Raw genomic sequence first — 17,964 nt, 5'->3', positions numbered from 1 at the left:
GATCGACCGGGGCGACGCGACATCCTTTTTTGGTTATATTGTTAGTAGTTGCTGGAGAGGGCCAGCCCCGTTTTCGGATCGGTTCCCAAAAGGACCCGTATGCACCAACCAGATTGCTGGCGCAGGTTGACCCACGAGTCCGCGTCATGGATGCGGCAAATGGGCCCACGGGAAGTTCATCGAATCCGAATCACTCTCATCACGATCGAGGCCATTGGTGACAAATGTAACGATCAAAGTTTTGCACGGGTCGGACCGTGGCAAAATTTTTGAGAACATCAGCACGCCGTTGACCGTCGGCCGCGAGGAAGGCAACGACATTCAGCTCAACGATGAGCGTGTCAGCCGCTGTCATCTAAAAATCCAGCGTGACAATGATCGATTGGTGCTGACGGATCTCGACAGCACCAACGGTACCAAGGTCAATGGCGCCGAGTGTCAATTGAAAATACTGCGACACGGTGATTTGATCGCGGTGGGACGCAGTCTGATGCTGCTCGGCTCGGAGGAGCAAATTGCCGAACGGCTGCGATCGATAGGCGGCGGCAGCGGCTCCCACAGCCGTGATATCAAATCATCCGATGAGTCCATTGCGGTAGAACTTCATCAGGAACCCGAAAGTCAATTGCCGGTCGAAGCCCTACAGGTTGACGAATTGCCCGCGATTCCTGATGGATTGACCCCTGGTCAGAAAGCGCAGCTATGCGAAATATTGGACTATCTGCAGCACCGCCTCGAACGGCTCATTGAATCCGCGGAAACGGATGAAGCTACGGAACAGGTTTTGCTGAAACAGGCGGCATGGCAGCGTTTACTGGATGTTCAATCACGCCTCGCGTCTTTGAACCGTTCGATCACCGACCCTCAATGGCCCTGAAGCATCGCTTTGACAGACATCCTCACCCCACCCACTTCCACAACAAACCGCGACGGTTCCATGGACTCTAGTTGGAACGAAGTCCCTTGTGCTGATCGCGATCTTGGAGCCGGTCCCGGCAACACTACTGAGCCCGGTTACCTGGCCTATCGCGCCTGCAGCAAGAACCACAGTGCTCTCGTTCAGCCGCCCTTGGGCGACGCTGAACTGTTACTCAAGGGGAACTTGGATCGGCCACTATCAGAGTTTTGGGCGGGGCTGCAGCGGCAATCTCGCACCCAACTGCTCGCCGACGCGAGGCAGTACACGTCTGCTTATCGGAACGTTCCCGGCGCGTCACAGGCTGGTCGAGACGGCATGGCGAGTGACTCCACTCCCATCGTCATGGCCGGCCATCAACCAACCTTGTTTCATCCCGGGGTGTGGTTCAAGAATTTTGCATTGCAGCGAATCGGCGGCAACCTAGGCGCCCACGCGATCAACCTAGTCATCGACAATGATGTCGCCGCTGGACGATCGATCCGTGTTCCCGTCCGCGATGCCATTGGACGGGTATACTCCAGTTCCGTTCATTATGACGAAGGCGGCGCGGGGATCCCCTACGAACAAGCCAAAATCCGCGATCTGCGGCAGTTTGATCGATTCGACGAAGAAGTCCGGCATGCGATTGCGCCGCTGGTCCCCAATCCACTGGTGAGCGAGTTATGGCCACATGCTCGGGCGGCGATCCGCCGCTGTGAGATCGCCGGCTGTGCATTGGCCCAAGCCCGCCACAGCCTGGAGGCCGATCTGGGCTGGCAGACGCTCGAAATCCCGCTTGGTGTTGCCGTCCGGGGCATGCCCTTCGCGAGATTCGTGATGGAAATGATCGATGATGCCGAACGATTCCGTCACGTCTACAACCATGCTGCGGATCACTACCGGGCCTGGCACGGCATCCGCAGCACCGCCCACCCGGTCCCCAATTTGGGTCACGACGGCGAGTGGCTGGAATTGCCGCTATGGGTGTACGGAAACGATCACCCCAGTCGCCGCGCCGTTTGGGTTCGCCGCCACGCGGGGCAGATTGAGCTCAGTGACCTGCGTAGCGACACCTCGACGCGGCAGTCTATCGTCCTGCCAGCAGACGACCGCGACCGGGCGGCCGAGGTGCTCGTGGACGCCGCGTCCCCCGAATTCAAGCTCCGCCCGCGGGCCTTGATGACCACCATGTTTGCTCGGTTGTTGCTCAGCGACCTGTTTCTCCATGGGATCGGTGGCGGAAAATACGACCAACTTGCCGACCGTATCATCTGCCACTTTTTCGGCGTCACTCCGCCAGCGCTCCAGGTCGTATCCGCGACGGTACGATTGCCGGGCCAAGATCGGAACCCCGATCGCCCCCACACCATGCAGGCACTGCAGAGCCGCATTCGAGACACCCGCTATCACGGCGAGAATTGGGTGGACGCCTCAAAAGGCGACAACCAACGTTTAATACAGCAAAAACGGGAGTTACTGGAGCGCATGCCTCCCCAGGGCAAGCGTGCTCAGTGGCAACACGACGTTACTGAAGTGAATCAAGCGTTCGCCCGGCAACTCCAGTCGCAGCGACAAGAGATGCAAGCTGAACTGCAGCGACTGCGTCTGGAGGCCAGCGAAGAGCAGATTTTGGCCAGCCGCGAGCTGTCATTTTGCCTGTTCCCGCTCGATGAACTGGTCAGCGCGTTCGACCAAATGTTGCGATAGCCCCTTGTTTGGCGTTGCCGACGCCAGAAAATTCGCTATCCTGCCGATCCTCAAAACTATCGGGGCATTTCGGCCCCTCTTTCCATCGCCCACCAACCGAGAGAACCACCCATGAAGGTCGTCAGCAGCATCGGCGCGTTGAAGTATCGCCACCCGGATTGCCAAGTGGTCAAACGCCGTGGCCGGATTTACGTGATCTGCAAGAGCAATCCGAAATTCAAAGTCCGCCAAGGCGGCGCAAAGGTTAAGAAAGCACGCCGCTAATCGCTTTCTGATTCGCGAACCCGACGCGCCAGCGAGGAAGTCAATCCGATTCCTCGCTAGCGCGTCAGGTTTGCATTTGCGTGTATGAATCGCGAGAGCGACTCGATCTGGCCACGCTATTTGGGATATTTCCCGCGTTTACTTGCGAAACTTTGTAAACGCGAAAGGGTTGCATTAGGGAGTCCACTAATCTTGCGGGCGACTTCCTCGCCCCTACCTCCCTTTCTTGCAGGCCCCCCAATGAAGACACGTTTATTTACCGGTGTAGCTGCTCTCGTTGCGATCACGATCGTGCTTGAGATTTCTGAAGTCCCAACGGCTTTCGCTCAGCCGCCCGGTCGAACCGAAGGCGGTGGCGGACGGGGTGCAGGTGGCCGTCAAGGTGGTGGGCAACGTGGGTTTGGTGGCCCGACCCGTGGCGGTGACCCCATCATGGCCTTGCTGCGTTCTGCCGAAGTTCGCAAAGAAATCAAGGTGGATGCCGAGCAGGAAGCGGCGATCAACAAGATCGAACAGCAAGTTCGAGATCAGCCTCGCGGTGAAGACGCTCGCAATTTCGATTTCCGAAATGCCAGCGAAGAAGAACGCCAAAAGTTTTTCGCGAAGATGCAAGCCGCACAAAAAGAGCAAGCAGCGAAATCGCACGAGTTGCTCGAAGAGGTACTCATGCCTACGCAACTGCAACGGCTCGATGAATTGGCACTGCAGCAACGTGGTGTGATGGCCCTCAGTGATGCAGAAGTTCAAAAGGAACTCGGCATGACCTCGCAGCAAGTTGAGAAACTGGACCAAGTCCGCAGCGAGCAAGAAACCGCCATCCGCGAAAAGATGAATGAATTAAGAGAGTCCGGCGACCGCGACTCGATGCGTGAAAAGATGACTGAAATCCGAAATCAAGTCGAGGAGTCGGTGCTGAACACGTTGACCAGCGAACAAAAAGCCAAGTTCAAGGAAATGAAGGGCGCGGAATTCGACTTCGGAGATCGTGGCGGACGCGGTGGTGACCGTGGCGCCGGCGGTGGACGCGGCGGTGACCGTGGTGCCGACGGCGGACGCGGCGGTGACCGCGGTGCTGGCGGTGGACGTGGTGGACGCGGTGGGGGGCGATAATTCGCCAACCCGTGCGTCCCACCGTGGTGCGATTCCACATCGCCACGAACTAACGCCGTCGAGCGGTCGATAACCCGCTCGACGCGTATGTTGAGACGTTTGAAAACAAAACGTAAGCACCTGTGCAGAAGCTTTCGTTTGAAACTAGCCGATGGGCCGGCCCTGGTTTGCGAAACGCCCCGCGTTTCACACGATAACCGGGGCTAGCCTCCATCGGCTCATCGCGGGGTTCTATCCCAGACACTGATGCGCATGCACCGATTGAAGTACGAGGCGTTGACCGGCGAAACCTCTGCCCGAGCGTCGGGGGACCACGTTGTCCCCCGCCGCGGGAGCCACCTGTGGCGGGTTTGCCTGGAGGGCATCTGCCTGAGCCGTCTACGGTGCCAAGCGGCGGCGAGATCGCTCGACGATTGACCGTCATGGGGGGCTGGCGTGATCGGCTCATCCTCGGCAGGATGGTCGTCGTATTTCATCATCATCCCTGCCGCATTTCCGCGAAACACCGCGGGAGCGTGGGAACACTTGATTTTCAAGGCGATATGACCACGTCCAACGTATCCACCGCCGAATTGACTTGTCAGGCTCCGTTTGATTTCCAACCGCGAACGCGATTAGTCTTCGGCCCAGGTTCTTCTGCCCGGATCGCAGAATTCGCTGTTTCGCTGGGAGCCAAACGCGTGATGGTTGTCAGTGATGCGGGAATTATCGCAGCTGGCCATTTCCAGCACATCGCCGATTCGCTGCAGCGAGCCGGGTTGGCGGTCGGCTCATTTCACGATTTCGCGGAGAACCCGACGTCGGCAATGGTCGACGCTGGAGTTGTGGTCGCAGCGGCGTTTGCGCCGGATTTGCTGATCGGTTTGGGCGGGGGCAGTAGCCTGGATTGCTGCAAGGGCATTAATTTCGTTTACAGCTGCGGTGGCTCGATCCACGACTACCATGGCGTCGGCAAGGCGACCGCCGATTTACTGCCCATGATCGCGGTCCCCACGACGGGCGGGACGGGCAGCGAAACACAAAGTTTTGCCCTGATCAGCGACCCCGAAACCCATGTCAAAATGGCCTGCGGCGATCCCCGTGCGGCCTGCCGGATCGCGGTTCTGGATCCGGAACTGACCGTCACGATGCCCGCACGCGTGACGAGCCTGACGGGTATCGACGCGATCTCTCACGCGATCGAAACCTATGTGACGGTTCGTCGCAATGTGATGTCGACGACATACAGCCGCAGCTCGTTTGGATTACTCGCCAAGTCATTCCTGCAGGTATTGCAATCACCCGAAGACTTGGTAGCACGCGGCAATATGCAACTCGGGGCATCGCTGGCGGGGATGGCGATCGAGACCTCCATGCTCGGCGCGGCGCACGCCACAGCGAACCCGCTCACGGCCCGACACGACATTGTGCATGGACAAGCGGTCGGGTTGATGCTGCCCGCGGTCATTCGGTTCAATGGGACAAAGCATGCGCCGTGGTACGCGGAGTTGCTACGTGAGATTGCACTGCCGGGGGATCCGCCGCTGCGGGTAGAAGAGGCCCCCGATCGCTTGGCCGACCTGGTCGAGGGATGGGTGCGAGCGGCGGGCCTGGCGACCTCGTTGAGCGAGTTATCAATCCCCGTGTCACAATTCGACTTGTTCGTCGAGGATGCCCTCCAGCAGTGGACGGGCACGTTCAACCCAATCGCCTTGGACGCAGACTCGGTGCGTGGCTTGTACGAGGACGTGGCGTAGGGGCTGCGAGGTATCGCCGGACGAACTCGGGTCGAATTTTTGCGTTATAGTGATACGGTTGCATCTTCCCCCTCTTCAACGACCTATTTCGCCCGATGTCCTCATCAGCTCTTCCCGCTGGAGATTCGCCTGAGAAATCGACTTCCCACGCCGTGGCGGGGGGGCCGAATCGACGACAGGCACTGGAGCATCGCCTCAAAGACGCTCGCTCTGATCGCGAAGCCTACCTCGAACTTGCGACGATCTACCGCAGCGAAGGTCGGCCGATGCAAGCGACCAAGATCCTGAAGCTGGGATGTGAGGTTTTCCCCGACGACCTCGATCTGCTCTGGGAATGCGAGGAGGCTCAACTCGCGAGATCGATCCAGCAGCTGACGGAGGTTCGCGAGATGTCGGCGAAAGCTAAAAACACAGCCTTCGACCAAGACCTCGACCGCTGCTCAGTGGACTGGGCAAATTGCCGCGTGAAGGTCTGCCGAGCGAGACTGAGCCGGGACCCTTCGCTACAGCATCTCCGGCTCGTGCTCGGTGAGGCGCTCTACGATCTCGAAAAACACGCCGCAGCGATCGAAGAGCTCGAGCCCCTGATCAACGTTGACACCCATAGTTCGGCGGCAGCGTATTGGATTGGCAAGTGCCATTTGGTTTTAGGCAACGATATCGAATCGATGCACTGGCTGCGGATGGCAGCGCTGCGGCGAAGCGTCCCCTCACCACCGAAGGTTCGCGTCGCAGCACTGAGGATACTGATCGACCTGGCTGATCGTCATGGCGTATCGGCAACACACGAACTCTACAAGTCAACTCTCGCGTCGGTCCTGGAACCTACCAAGAACCAACGTACCTAGGAGCATTTCACGATGAGTCAAGCGATCGGAGACCCCGACCAAATCCGTCAATTTGCGGCCCAATTGTCGCAATTTACGGAAGAACTCCGGCAGCGTGGCGGATCACTTGCCGCGCAAATGAATCAACTCGAGCAGTCCTGGCGAGATGAGCAGCAGCGAAAGTTCAGCCAAGAATTTCAGGATCAGTTGCGACAACTGCAGCGTTTGGTCCAAGCGACCGATCAGCACATCCCGTATCTACTTCGCAAAGCCGAGCAACTCGACCAGTATTTAGGGCGGTAAGCGATACACTACTTGCAATCATGGGGCGGACCTGCAAGCATTTTCAAAGCCAGTGATGCCGCAACGCGTGCCATCGAAGCAGAATACAATCACTGGCCATTGCGCTGTGCTCCCTATTAGTTAACTTTCTCACTTTTCAATGGTTTTGATTCAATGAGCCAACATCCTCATTCTTACCCCAAACTGCACAACGCAGCTTGGCCGGGCGTAGTCGGCAAAGGTGACGACGATGCGAACCCGGTGATTTCACTCGATGAGATGCTGGACCTCACCGCGGCCGCGGAAGTGGATGGCCGTAAATTTGATGGCGTCGATGTGTTCCTTTGCGAACCCCATATCTCGATCGACGCTACGGACGAAGAACTCGAACAGGTGGCCGCGAAAGTCCGCAGCCGGGGGCTGGATATCGGCACCGTGGTGGCCCCGGTATGGACTCCGACGGGCGGCGGCAGCGCCGCGGGGACCCCCGAAGAGGTCGAAGCATTCCTGACGCAGGTGCGCAAGGGCTGCGAGATCGGTCGCAAGCTACGTCAACTCGGCGTGCGGCCCAATGGCGTCGTACGCATCGACAGTGCCACACCGACGGCGCAGTGGTTCGAAGCCCCCGAGAAAAACCAGAGCACGATCGCGGACACTTTCAAAGCCGCCTGCGATATCGCTGAGGAATACGACGAACGACTCGCCGCCGAAGGCGAAATTTGCTGGGGTGGAATGCACAGCTGGCGGGCGATGGTCGACCTGCTCGAGCGTGTCGGCCACCCCGAACGACTGGGCTTTCAAGCCGACATGGCACACACGCTGTTGTACCTACTCGGCTACAACGCACCCGAAGATGCGATCTTGCCGCGCGACTTCGATTGGCAGGACGAAGAAAAGAAGACCGCAGCGTTGCATGAATTGACGCACGCCCTGCGGCCGTGGACGATTGATTTTCACGTCGCTCAGAACGATGCCACGGTTCATGGTACCGGCAGCCACGACAAGACCGGTCGGCACTGCTTGCCGAACGATCCCAACGGCAAACTAAACATCCCTGTCGACGCCGGGCATTGGCTGCGCGACGAACACGGTGATGTGCTGCAAGTCTGCCGGCATATCTGTTGGGACGGCTGCATGTTCCCCAACGATGTCATGCATCAAGGCGAAACGTGGAACGGCATTCTCGCGGCGATGCTCAGCGTCCAAGACGCTCATGGCTGGAACGAAGCTTAGAGCTAGCCGATGCACTCAATCCCTGCGTGTTCGAAACGTGGCTACACGACGAGGGTATTTTGCAGGCCAGCCACGACGACTAGTCGTTTCGAAAATTCATTTCTCATACTCAAACTGACATCCACTACGATTTTATGAAACCACTCAACATCGGCATGATCGGATACGGCTTTATGGGCCGTACACACAGCAACGGGTACCGCCAAGCGAATCGATTCTTTGATCTGGAATACCAACCAGTGCTCAAAGCGGTCTGCGCACGCAATGCAGAAAAGGCCCAAGCCTTTGCGGACCAACAAGGCTATGAATCGATCGAAACCGATTGGCGGAAATTGATCGCTCGCGACGATATCGACGCCGTCGACATCTGCACGCCAAACAATCTGCACAAGGAAATCGCCATCGCGGCCGCGCAGGCTGGCAAGATGGTGTTGTGCGAAAAACCATTGGCCATGAACGTGGCTGAAGGCGTTGAAATGTGTGAGGCGATCGAGAAAGCCGGCGTGGCCAACATGGTTTGGTACAACTACCGCCGCGTCCCCGCGGTGGCTTTGGCGAAACAACTGATCGACGAAGGAAGGCTTGGGAAAATCTTCCATTACCGTGCGAATTTCCTGCAAGACTGGACGATCAACGAGGACGTGCCCCAAGGCGGTGCAGCGACCTGGCGACTCGATGCCGAAGCAGCAGGCAGCGGCGTGACAGGCGATTTGCTGGCACACTGCATCGACACGGCCCTGTGGCTCAACGGTGGCATCAAAGACGTCTCGGCGATGACCGAAACATTTGTCAAAGAGCGTGTGCACGCCGAAACGGGCGCCAAACAACCCGTGACGATCGACGATGCCTGCATGTTCCACTGCCACTTCGACAACGGTTCACTCGGATTATTTGAGTCGACCCGTTACGCCCGTGGGCACAAAGCACTGTATACCCTTGAGGTTAACGGCGAGAAGGCTTCGCTGCGTTGGGACCTGCACGATCTGCATCGACTCGAATACTTTGATCATGCCGACGATTCGATTGTGCGTGGCTGGCGAAGTATCCACGTGAGCGACGCCGATCAACCCTACATGGGCAACTGGTGGGTGCCAGGGCTGCAGATTGGCTACGAACACACGTTCATTCACCAGGTCGCCGATTTCCTGAAGTCACTCGAAACCAGTGAAGCGTTTCATCCGAATTTCCGAGACGCGTTGGAAACCCAAAAGGTTTGCGATGCGGTATTGGAAAGCGCCAAGGAACGTTGCTGGAAAGACATCTAGAACGCACAGGGACGTGAGTCCCTGCGGACGTTTCACCTAGGGCAGCTCGACGAGCTGCCGCCGGGCATCGATTTGGTCTGCCGCTAACCCGGCCCCTGCCAATCGTTTCATCACAGCGGCTTCCGCCGATGCGACCGCGTTGGGGGTACGCGCTACGCGAACGCGGATTCCACTCGGTTCCCCATCGACGATCGCGGCCATCGCGACGATTTGGTCCAAGGTCATCGGCTTGCGTTCGCTCTCGCCGGCCTCGGAAATCACCAGATACTGACTCCCGTCGATCAAGATATCGACCACGTCAGCCATCTCCGGCTCGGCAGTCGGTGTGAATTGCGGGATGACGTCTTCGGTCGCGGCCTCTTCGAGCAGATCCTGCTGCGACTCGGCTGGCGATCGAGAAACGGTCGGGTCCATCGAGATCTGCGCGTCCCGGTCGCTGGAGTCTTCGGGGCCGCTTCCATCCTGGAAACCGAGCCCGAAGTCGAAGAATTGGCTGGCGACCAGCAACGCGATGCCGGAACCGATGAGAATGGGACCACGTTTTCGCATGAAAGACACCACAGGGAAGAGATGCCGAATGGATCGGCAAGGAGCAAGAACGGGAACGGTGTTCGTATGCGACGAAGTCGCTGATCGCTTGTCGACTGGACTCGCGTCGATCAACCGGCGAGCGTCCCGTTTCCCGTCGAATCCTCATTATGCTCGCCGAGGGCGTCGTGATGAAACCCCCACGGGAGAAAACACGTCGAATATGCGTACTCTCGCCGCCAGCCCCCGTGTCAAAGCCCGTTCCGACACCGCTGCCGTGCCCCCACAAGACGTGTGCCAGGTCGTGATCTACAATCATTCCCACAACACGCTCAAACCGGACGACACGCCAGCGTCTTGAGCCGCCTGCGGGATCTTGACCCTGGTGGGACAAACAAACTTGCCGCATCCAATCCCCAACATGTCGCGTGCCTCACCGAGCTGCCAACCGGTAGAGAAAACGACGTCGATGAACCCGCCCAGGCTGACGAATGAGACTTTCAACTGTTGCAATCCTGTTCAGCGTTCTCGCGGCCCTCGCCGGCTTGGAATCCTCCCGCGCCGAGCAGCCTAACATTGTGTTCATCATGGCGGATGACCTCGGCTATGGCGATCTTGGATCCTACGGTGGCAAGACAATCGCGACCCCCAACCTGGACCAACTCGCCGCCGAAGGCCTTCGTTTCACCCAGGCCTACTCCGGCGGTTCCGTCTGCACTGCCGCCCGCTGTGCGCTCATGACCGGTCTCCACAACGGCCACTCCGTCGCCCGCGATAACGTCCCCCACTATCAAACTTACCTCCACGACGCCGACATCACCGTCGCCGAAGTCCTCCAAGGGGTTGGGTATCGGTGCGGTGGCATGGGCAAGTGGTCGCTCGGCGATGCCCACACCGAGGGCCGCGCTACCGCCCAGGGATTTGAAAGTTGGTTCGGTTATCTCAACCAGGACCATGCCCACTATTATTACCCGGAGTACCTCGATGACGACGAGCAGCGACTCGAACTCACCGGCAACACTGAATCACGTCAACACTACTCCCACGATCTGCTCACCAAGCGCGCACTCAATTTCATCCACGATTCAAAAGAGGCACCGTTTTTCTTTTACGCCGCCTACGCCCTCCCGCATTTCTCTGCGAGAGTCGAAGACCCCGAGGGTTTTACGGTCCCCACGACCGATCCTTACACTCAACGCGACTGGGACCTGACGTCCAAGAAGTACGCGGCCATGGTCCACATGCTCGACCGCGACGTGGGCAAAATCGTCAGCTTGATTGATGGCCTGGGCCTACGCGAACGCACTCTCATCATCTTCGCAAGCGACAATGGCGGTCACAAAACCATTCACGAGCGTTTCGACACGAACGGTCCCTTGCGCGGGTACAAACGCGACCTCACCGAAGGCGGAATCCGGGTCCCCTTCATCGCCCGTTGGCCCGGCACCGTTCCCGCTGGCCGTGCGAGCGATCAAGTCATCGCCTTCCAAGACATGCTCCCCACCTTCGCCAAACTCGCGGGCGCCACGCCCCCGCCCCATCTGGATGGCATCTCGGTGTTGAACGCCCTGAAAGGTGGCACGGTCAACAACCAGCAACGTGTTCTGTACTGGGACTATGGCCACTGCCGCGGCAATCAATACGCCCAAGCTCTCCGGTTGGGTAACTGGAAAGGCATCCGCTCAAGGAAAACGGGCTACGTGATGGAACTCTACGATCTTGCCAGCGACATCGGCGAAACGACCAACGTGGCGGACGCCCATCCCCAAATCGTGCAGCGCATCGCCGCGTCCATGGACGAGGCCGTCACGCCACACCCTCGCTACGAAGTCGGCACCACCTACAAGGGCGGCGCGATTTGGAAAAGGGAAAAGTAAGCAGCCCTGCAGTTGGCCTGGGGGCAGAGCGTTCTCCAGGGCAGCAGAGGCTGATCGACAGAAAAGAGTAGGTTGGAGCTGAACCGCTCAAACCGAATGCTTGCCGCTCACATTCTTCACGTAGGCTTCTGCCTCGCTCGCACCCCCGTGGTCTTCGAGGGATTTTCGTGCCCCGCGTCTAACGGGCTGTTGATATCGCCGAAGTTTCGACCGGCAAGAATAAGCCGAATGCCGTGAGGCATCGGGTCACTCCCGCCATGGGGCCGCTCACGCGACTCGGCTGAAAAAATCAAGACGCCGCTACCGGCCCGTGCCATCTGGTGTCGCGACCGGGGTGCCTGAAGCCCCCGGCTCATAAGCACCTGTGTAGAAGTTTCCGCATGGACTTAGACATTCAGCGTTGGGTCCCGGTTCACGAAACGCTCCGCGTTTCACGCGGTAACCGGGCTAGCGTCGATCGGCTAATCGCGGGGTTCTATCCCAGAACGATGCGCATGTGATTCGCTGCGTTCAACATCGTTCCGACCGAACGTCGGTTATCGATATGCGCTGCGTTTGGAAATGGCATCGAGATGCTCGGCGATCCGAACGATGGATCGCCGAGCGAGGTTCTCGAGCCTATTTCAGCGGGAGGATCGTCACATCGCGGAATTCGACGGCGTCGTTGTGGCCAGCGAAGCCAAAGTGGCCGGTCTTGCGATCTTTGCCGGGGTGGGCGCTGTCGGCCATGTAGTCGGTGATCTTGGAGACATCCGTATTCAGGATCACGTTCCCGTTGAGTTCAACCTCGATGGTTGATCCATCGACTCGAACCTGCTGGAAATTCCATTCGCCGACGGGTCGCAAATAACCGCGTTTCGCCGCGGCCATGCCGTAGGCCGAACCGTGGTACTGACGCTGGTCCAATTTCGCGTATTTCGCTGCGGTGTTGTCGAGAACTTGCAGTTCAGTCATGGCTCCGTATGCTGGATTGACGCCCTTGGGGCAGCGAATCGCCAGCCCGTTGTTGCCGCCGGGGGGCAAGCGGAAGAACAATCGCACGATAAAATTGCCGTACTCGTCCTTGGTCAGCAAGTTACCACCGTGACCGGCCTTGCACTGAATCGAACCTTCCGGGGTGACTTCGTAGTCGTCCACAGCGCCGATCCATCCATCGAGTGTTTTGCCGTCGGTCAGCGAGGTGAAGCCATCGGTGTCGCGATCGGCCAAAAATTCGTTGGCCTCTTTCGTATCGAGTTCGCGGAGGGCGATGTTGCGCCAGCGAATTTCGCCGCCGTGGGTTTGCAGTTGGATTGGGCCACGCGGGCGAAGGGGCTCATCTCGCCGCCAGTAGTTTTCCATGATGGCTTTGTCGACGACCTGTTTGTCGTTCAACCAAACGCTGGTGCGGGCGCCAACCTGGACGACGCGAACTTTGTTCCACTCGCCAAAGGGGCGATCGGCGAGTACCAAGGGATCCTTGCCAGGCTTGCCTGGTGAATTGTTCCACAACGCACCGCTGCCGAGGTTGGCACCGATCGCGAATTTGGCCTCTTCCGTGGAATCCCAAATCTGGACCTGAGGGGTGCCTTTGAGGTAGATCCCGCTGTCGGCCTTGGGAACAGTTTTGTATTCGAGCTCGAGTTCGTAATCTTCGAATTCGCCGTCGGTCGTCAAATAGGGGCCATAGCCGTCGTTGACGAGTTCGTCACCATCCACAGTCCAGTGCTCGCGGGCTTCGGTGGTCCACTCTTCGATCTTCGCCGCTCGTTCGTCGGCGGGCATTTCTTCGAGTTTGTAGGGGTCGAAGTGGGGCTGACCATGCCAGCCGTCCAGGTTTTTTCCGTTGAACAGCACCTGGGTGCCAGCGGAGGCGGCGTCATCGGCATGACCGTTCGTCGGGACCAGCAGGAGGCCGAGTCCCGCTAGGCAAGTGGCGAGTGACAGAGAGACACGAGTTTTCATAGATAGCTCAAGGGGGGAGAGGGGTGGGAATCAGGGGGCGGGCGTTCTTGAAGAGCATACTATACTCGGTAGCTACGCGAGATAAAGCGCCCACCTCTGGGGGCCAGGGCAATAGAGCAGGTTCACCGATCTTTTTTGCTAGCAATGAGTTGCAATGACGCTAGGTTCGCTTAAAATCCGCTGCGTCTGGCTCCAGACGTCGCCACCGCTCCTCTCAATGAAACGACGATGCTTTGGAATTCCCAATACTTCTCAACATGATTTTCGAGCTGGTCGGTGGGCTCGGCATTTTCCTACTGGGCATGAAAAACATGTCCGACGGGATGCAGGCGGTGGCGGGCAACAGTCTGCGGCGTTTGATCGGATCGATCACGCAAAATCGCTTGTTTGCGACCACGGTCGGTGTTCTGGTCACCTGCATTGTCCAATCGAGCTCAATCACGACGGTGATGGTCGTTGGATTCGTCAACAGCGGGGTGATGGCACTCTCTCAAGGCGTGGGTGTGATCATGGGTGCCAATATCGGCACTACCATCACGGGGTGGATTCTCGTTCTGAAGGTGGGCAAGTACGGCTTGCCGTTGCTCGGTGGCGCCGCGTTCACGTACCTCTTTGCCCGCAGTGATCGGTGGCGTTATTGGGCCATGTTCCTGATGGGCATCGGCATGGTTTTCTTCGGTCTGGAAATCATGAAGGACGCCTGTGCGATCATCAAAGAAATCCCGGATTTCGAAGCCTGGTTTGCGAGGTTCAATGCCGACACTTACTTGGGAGTGCTGAAATGCGCCATGGTGGGATGCATCATGACGACCCTGGTGCAGTCCTCCTCGGCGACGCTGGGGATCACGATTTCGCTGGCGACACAGGGCGTGATTAGCTACCCAACGGCAGCAGCACTGATTCTCGGCGAGAACATCGGCACCACGATCACGGCGTTACTGGCGTCATTGGGTGCGACCACCAACGCGCGGCGAGCGGCCTATTTTCACGTCATTTTCAACCTCGTCGGCGTCTTTTGGATCACGCTGATCTTTGCTTGGTACATCAAACTGATTCAGAGCATCGTCGGTTCTGACGTGACCGAGATGGTGATGGTCAATGGCGTCAAAACGTATCCCCATACGGTCGCGGCAATCGCCGCGACACATAGCGTCTTCAACGTCGCCAACACGCTGTTGTTCATGCCATTGGTCGGTCCGATTGTCAAATTGCTCGAGCGGATCGTGCCGGGGCGGCCATTCAAAGAGAAGCCGCGTTTGACGGACCTGGATATTCGCATTTTGGAAACCCCCTTGCTGGCATTGGAACAGTCTCGCAAAGAGATCCTCAAGATGGGCGACGGTTGTTTGAAGATGCTCGATTGGTGCCTGGAGTTGATGAACCAGGAGGAGCCCGACAAAGCGTTGGGGGATCGCCTCAAACAGCGTGAACGGGTGCTCGATTCGGTTCAGGACGAGGTGGCCGAATTTGTCACCGGGCTGATGGCCGCGAACGTGTCGCATTCGACGGCCGAGGAGGGGGGGCAACAATTAAGAGTCGCCGATGAATACGAGAGCATCAGCGACTACATCGTCAATCTCGACAAATTTGATCGCAAACTACGCCGCGATGGACTCCGCTTCACAGCCGAGCAGCGTGAGGATCTGGGGCGACTCAACCGCTTGGTCAGCCAATACGTGGCGGCGATTCACCAGGCATTGATCAAGGGAGACCGGAATATCGAGGTCGCCTCGGAAGCGGCTTGGAAGCGAATTCGCGCGGAGGTCAAGGCGTTGCGGCGAAAACATCTCGACGAATTATCCAACGCTTCGATGCCGCCGGCGGTAAGCGTCGCATTCATGGCGGCCCTGAATGCGTACATTCGCGTCCGCGACCACGCTCACAACGTTGCCGAGACAATCACGATCGAACGGTAAAATTTGACTTGCGGCGGCGGCGGCAATTGCGTTACCCCTAGACCTGTTTCCCCAAGCCAATCGCCTTGGCGGCCGCTATCGATGGGGCTGCCGACGGAGCTCATATCGGCCGTGGTTGGTGTCGGACTGGAGTGCTCGGGACCCAACGCAATTTGAACCGGCGAAGGCATACGCAGTGACAAAAACGCTCTTTTTTTCCGTTGGTGAGCCCAGTGGCGATCAACATGCCGCCCGTTTGATTAGTGAATTGACTGGACGGGCCGGATCGGAATCGCTGCAATGCCGCGGTTTCGGTGGTCCGAAAATGCGGCAGGCAGGGTGCTCCGTCGAGCTCGACCTGACTCAGCACGCCGTCGTGGGTCTGGTCGAAGTGCTGCCCAAACTCCGCGAGTTCTTTCGCTTTGCCGATCAAGCTGAGGAAGTATTCGCCAGCGGTAGCGTCGACGCGGTCGTGCTGGTCGATTTTCCGGGATTCAATTGGCACATTGCCCGGCGAGCTAAGAAGTACGGCATCCCCGTTTACTACTACTGTCCGCCCCAATTGTGGGCGTGGGGTGGATGGCGCGTCAAAAAAATGCGGCGGAGCGTCGATCACGTGATGACGGTGCTGCCGATCGAAACCACCTTTTTTGGCGAGCATGGGATTCCGGTCACGTTTGTCGGGCACCCCTTTTTCGATGCCGTTGCGGAACAGAAACTCGATCCCGTCGCCCTGCGGCAGCTCACTTCCCGGTCGCCCCAGGCAACACCGTGCCCGCCACAGGCAACACCTTGCCCGCCATCGGAAGCCGACGTACCGACGCAGACGGTCGCCGTCCTGCCGGGATCGCGAGATCACGAGGTCCAGCGGAATTTCCCGATCATGCTGGAGGCGATTCGTCGACTGCATGCGGACACTGAAATCGGCCCCACCTCGGCCCGTTCGCCGTCGCACGTGCGATATGCCGTCGCCGCCTACCGCGACCGGCATTGCCTGTGGTGTCGGAACCAGCTCACCGAGGCGGACCGCGACCTGCCAATTGACTTTTTCGTCGATCGCACCTCTGAGGTGATCGAGTCGGCTCACTGCGCGATGATGGTCAGCGGATCGGTCAGCCTTGAGTTAATGGCTCGAGAGACACCGGCGGCGGTGATTTACCGAGTCGGCCGCTTGTTACATTTCGTGGGCCGCCATGTACTGCGGGTCGACAGCATGACCTTACCGAACCTGATGGCCGGTCGCAAAATCTTCCCGGAATTCGTTTCGGTGGGCGACGTCGAACCCGCGATCGATTTCTTGCATGAGACCACCCGTGCGATGCTGGCGGACGCATTTTACTACCGGCGGGTCAAAAACGACCTCACAGCGTTGCGCGAGCAGTACGGATTGCCAGGAGCATCGGGGCGAGCGGCGGATTTCCTTTGCAAGGAAATGCAGATTTCTTCGTCCGGTTTAGGCAGAGAGCAAACCATTCACCGCTTCGCTGCGTAGGGAGCCGTTGTTTATTATCAGCGAGTTTGATTCCCCCCGCGTCGTTATTGGCCCCATGAAAGACTCCTCCGAGCAGGCGAGCTCCCCCAGCAGCTCGTTGTATTCGCCCGCCCCTTCCAGTGATAAACATTCTGCCCCCACGCGCCCGGCGTCCGGATTGGACCTGCCCAGAATGGGCGCGGAGGTCGGTTTCCAGGTCGTCAGCGAGGACGATGTACCGCCGCTGCGTGCTAGCGGCCTGGTTTGCCTGGTGTTGGGACTGCTCAGTGCCTCAGCGATGGTCGCTTGGCAAATGTTGATACTGCCCATTGCCGCGATCGCCTTCGGTATCTTTGCGCTGCGAAAGTCCAACGGGCCGAAGCCTGCGGGCACCACGGCGGCCGTGATTGGACTGGTATTGGCCTCGTGCTTCGGAGCCGGCGGACTCACGATCCCCTTGGCTAAGCGCGCCACGATGACGAGCCAAGCCGAGTATTTCGCGCGTGAGTACCTCGAGCTGATCGGCCAGGGAGATGTTGAGCTGGCGTCGGAGCTTCGCAAGCAGTCCCGCAATCGTCAGGTCAGAGGCATGAATTTGAAAGAAGCGTACAAGGCCGAGCAAATCGCCAACGCATCACAGGAGGAAGAACCGCGAGGCAGTGCGGAAGTGGACGCGATCCAGCTCGCCGGGCCGAATATCCAATGGGAACTGAAGGAACCATCACGGGTGTTCATGCACTACGGCATGGAGCGTGTTGAAAGCATCTGGTTCGACCCCAGCGGCAAGATCAAGGAGAAAATCGTCACCGAAATGCAGTGGACGCCGGATGACCAGAATCAGATTGGCAATTGGCATGTCAACAATTTCCATTTCTACCGCGACCTCATTTTCGCGCCCTCGGTGCTCTAGCGGGAAACGCATCCGAG

16 protein-coding genes are annotated in these 17,964 nt (G+C 58.5%); 13 read left to right on the top strand and 3 right to left on the bottom strand.

The window, feature by feature from the left end; translation table 11 throughout:
• The first annotated feature begins 217 nt into the window (after positions 1-217).
• The 9 genes from SH410x_RS07765 (at position 218) to SH410x_RS07725 (ending at position 9,322) form a co-directional block, all read left to right on the top strand.
• Positions 218-877, top strand: a complete 660-nt coding sequence (locus SH410x_RS07765; protein WP_473675927.1) for an FHA domain-containing protein — start codon at positions 218-220, stop codon at positions 875-877.
• 60 nt (positions 878-937) lie between these two features.
• Positions 938-2,605 carry a hypothetical protein gene (locus SH410x_RS07760; RefSeq protein WP_473675925.1) on the top strand — a complete coding sequence of 556 codons (1,668 nt, stop codon included), beginning with the start codon at positions 938-940 and terminating at the stop codon, positions 2,603-2,605.
• A 111-nt stretch (positions 2,606-2,716) separates the two neighbouring features.
• Positions 2,717-2,869, top strand: a complete 153-nt coding sequence (ykgO, locus tag SH410x_RS07755) for a type B 50S ribosomal protein L36 (RefSeq protein ID WP_040763550.1) — start codon at positions 2,717-2,719, stop codon at positions 2,867-2,869.
• Positions 2,870-3,109: 240 nt separating this feature from the next.
• Positions 3,110-3,979 (top strand): hypothetical protein, encoded by an 870-nt coding sequence (locus SH410x_RS07750; protein ID WP_473675923.1) that lies wholly within the window; start codon positions 3,110-3,112, stop codon positions 3,977-3,979.
• Positions 3,980-4,521: 542 nt separating this feature from the next.
• Positions 4,522-5,715 (top strand): iron-containing alcohol dehydrogenase, encoded by a 1,194-nt coding sequence (locus SH410x_RS07745; RefSeq protein ID WP_473675922.1) that lies wholly within the window; start codon positions 4,522-4,524, stop codon positions 5,713-5,715.
• 95 nt (positions 5,716-5,810) lie between these two features.
• Positions 5,811-6,563, top strand: a complete 753-nt coding sequence (locus tag SH410x_RS07740) for a tetratricopeptide repeat protein (RefSeq protein ID WP_473675920.1) — start codon at positions 5,811-5,813, stop codon at positions 6,561-6,563.
• Positions 6,564-6,575: 12 nt separating this feature from the next.
• Positions 6,576-6,845 (top strand): WXG100 family type VII secretion target, encoded by a 270-nt coding sequence (locus SH410x_RS07735; RefSeq protein WP_473675918.1) that lies wholly within the window; start codon positions 6,576-6,578, stop codon positions 6,843-6,845.
• 153 nt (positions 6,846-6,998) lie between these two features.
• Complete coding sequence (locus tag SH410x_RS07730; protein WP_473675917.1) at positions 6,999-8,057, top strand: sugar phosphate isomerase/epimerase family protein; 1,059 nt, start codon at positions 6,999-7,001, stop codon at positions 8,055-8,057.
• 134 nt (positions 8,058-8,191) lie between these two features.
• Positions 8,192-9,322 (top strand): Gfo/Idh/MocA family protein, encoded by a 1,131-nt coding sequence (locus SH410x_RS07725; RefSeq protein WP_473675916.1) that lies wholly within the window; start codon positions 8,192-8,194, stop codon positions 9,320-9,322.
• A gap of 36 nt (positions 9,323-9,358) precedes the next feature.
• Here SH410x_RS07725 and SH410x_RS07720 read toward each other — a convergent pair whose 3' ends face one another.
• Positions 9,359-9,871 carry a hypothetical protein gene (locus SH410x_RS07720; protein WP_473675914.1) on the bottom strand — a complete coding sequence of 171 codons (513 nt, stop codon included), beginning with the start codon at positions 9,869-9,871 and terminating at the stop codon, positions 9,359-9,361.
• Positions 9,872-10,165: 294 nt separating this feature from the next.
• Positions 10,166-10,354, bottom strand: a complete 189-nt coding sequence (locus tag SH410x_RS07715) for a hypothetical protein (protein ID WP_473675913.1) — start codon at positions 10,352-10,354, stop codon at positions 10,166-10,168.
• On the opposite strand from SH410x_RS07715, the gene SH410x_RS07710 reads away from it, so the two are divergent.
• Positions 10,342-11,727 carry an arylsulfatase gene (locus SH410x_RS07710; protein WP_473675912.1) on the top strand — a complete coding sequence of 462 codons (1,386 nt, stop codon included), beginning with the start codon at positions 10,342-10,344 and terminating at the stop codon, positions 11,725-11,727. The genes SH410x_RS07715 and SH410x_RS07710 overlap by 13 nt on opposite strands.
• Positions 11,728-12,345: 618 nt before the next feature.
• Here SH410x_RS07710 and SH410x_RS07705 read toward each other — a convergent pair.
• On the bottom strand, positions 12,346-13,671 hold the full coding sequence (locus tag SH410x_RS07705; protein WP_473675911.1) for a 3-keto-disaccharide hydrolase: 1,326 nt from the start codon (positions 13,669-13,671) through the stop codon (positions 12,346-12,348).
• A 257-nt stretch (positions 13,672-13,928) separates the two neighbouring features.
• Between SH410x_RS07705 and SH410x_RS07700 the strand changes: the two genes are divergently transcribed.
• From SH410x_RS07700 to SH410x_RS07690, 3 genes are all read left to right on the top strand, one after another.
• Positions 13,929-15,587 (top strand): Na/Pi cotransporter family protein, encoded by a 1,659-nt coding sequence (locus SH410x_RS07700; RefSeq protein ID WP_473675910.1) that lies wholly within the window; start codon positions 13,929-13,931, stop codon positions 15,585-15,587.
• Between the two features lie 175 nt (positions 15,588-15,762).
• The gene (locus tag SH410x_RS07695; protein ID WP_473675909.1) at positions 15,763-17,058 is read left to right on the top strand and encodes a lipid-A-disaccharide synthase; all 1,296 of its coding nucleotides are present in this window, start codon (positions 15,763-15,765) and stop codon (positions 17,056-17,058) included.
• Between the two features lie 55 nt (positions 17,059-17,113).
• Positions 17,114-17,947, top strand: coding sequence for a hypothetical protein (locus tag SH410x_RS07690; RefSeq protein ID WP_473675908.1), 834 nt, complete (start codon positions 17,114-17,116; stop codon positions 17,945-17,947).
• Positions 17,948-17,964: the final 17 nt, after the last annotated feature.

Source organism: Rhodopirellula sp. SH410, from assembly GCF_055811895.1.
This window is presented reverse-complemented; position numbering and strand designations above follow the sequence as displayed.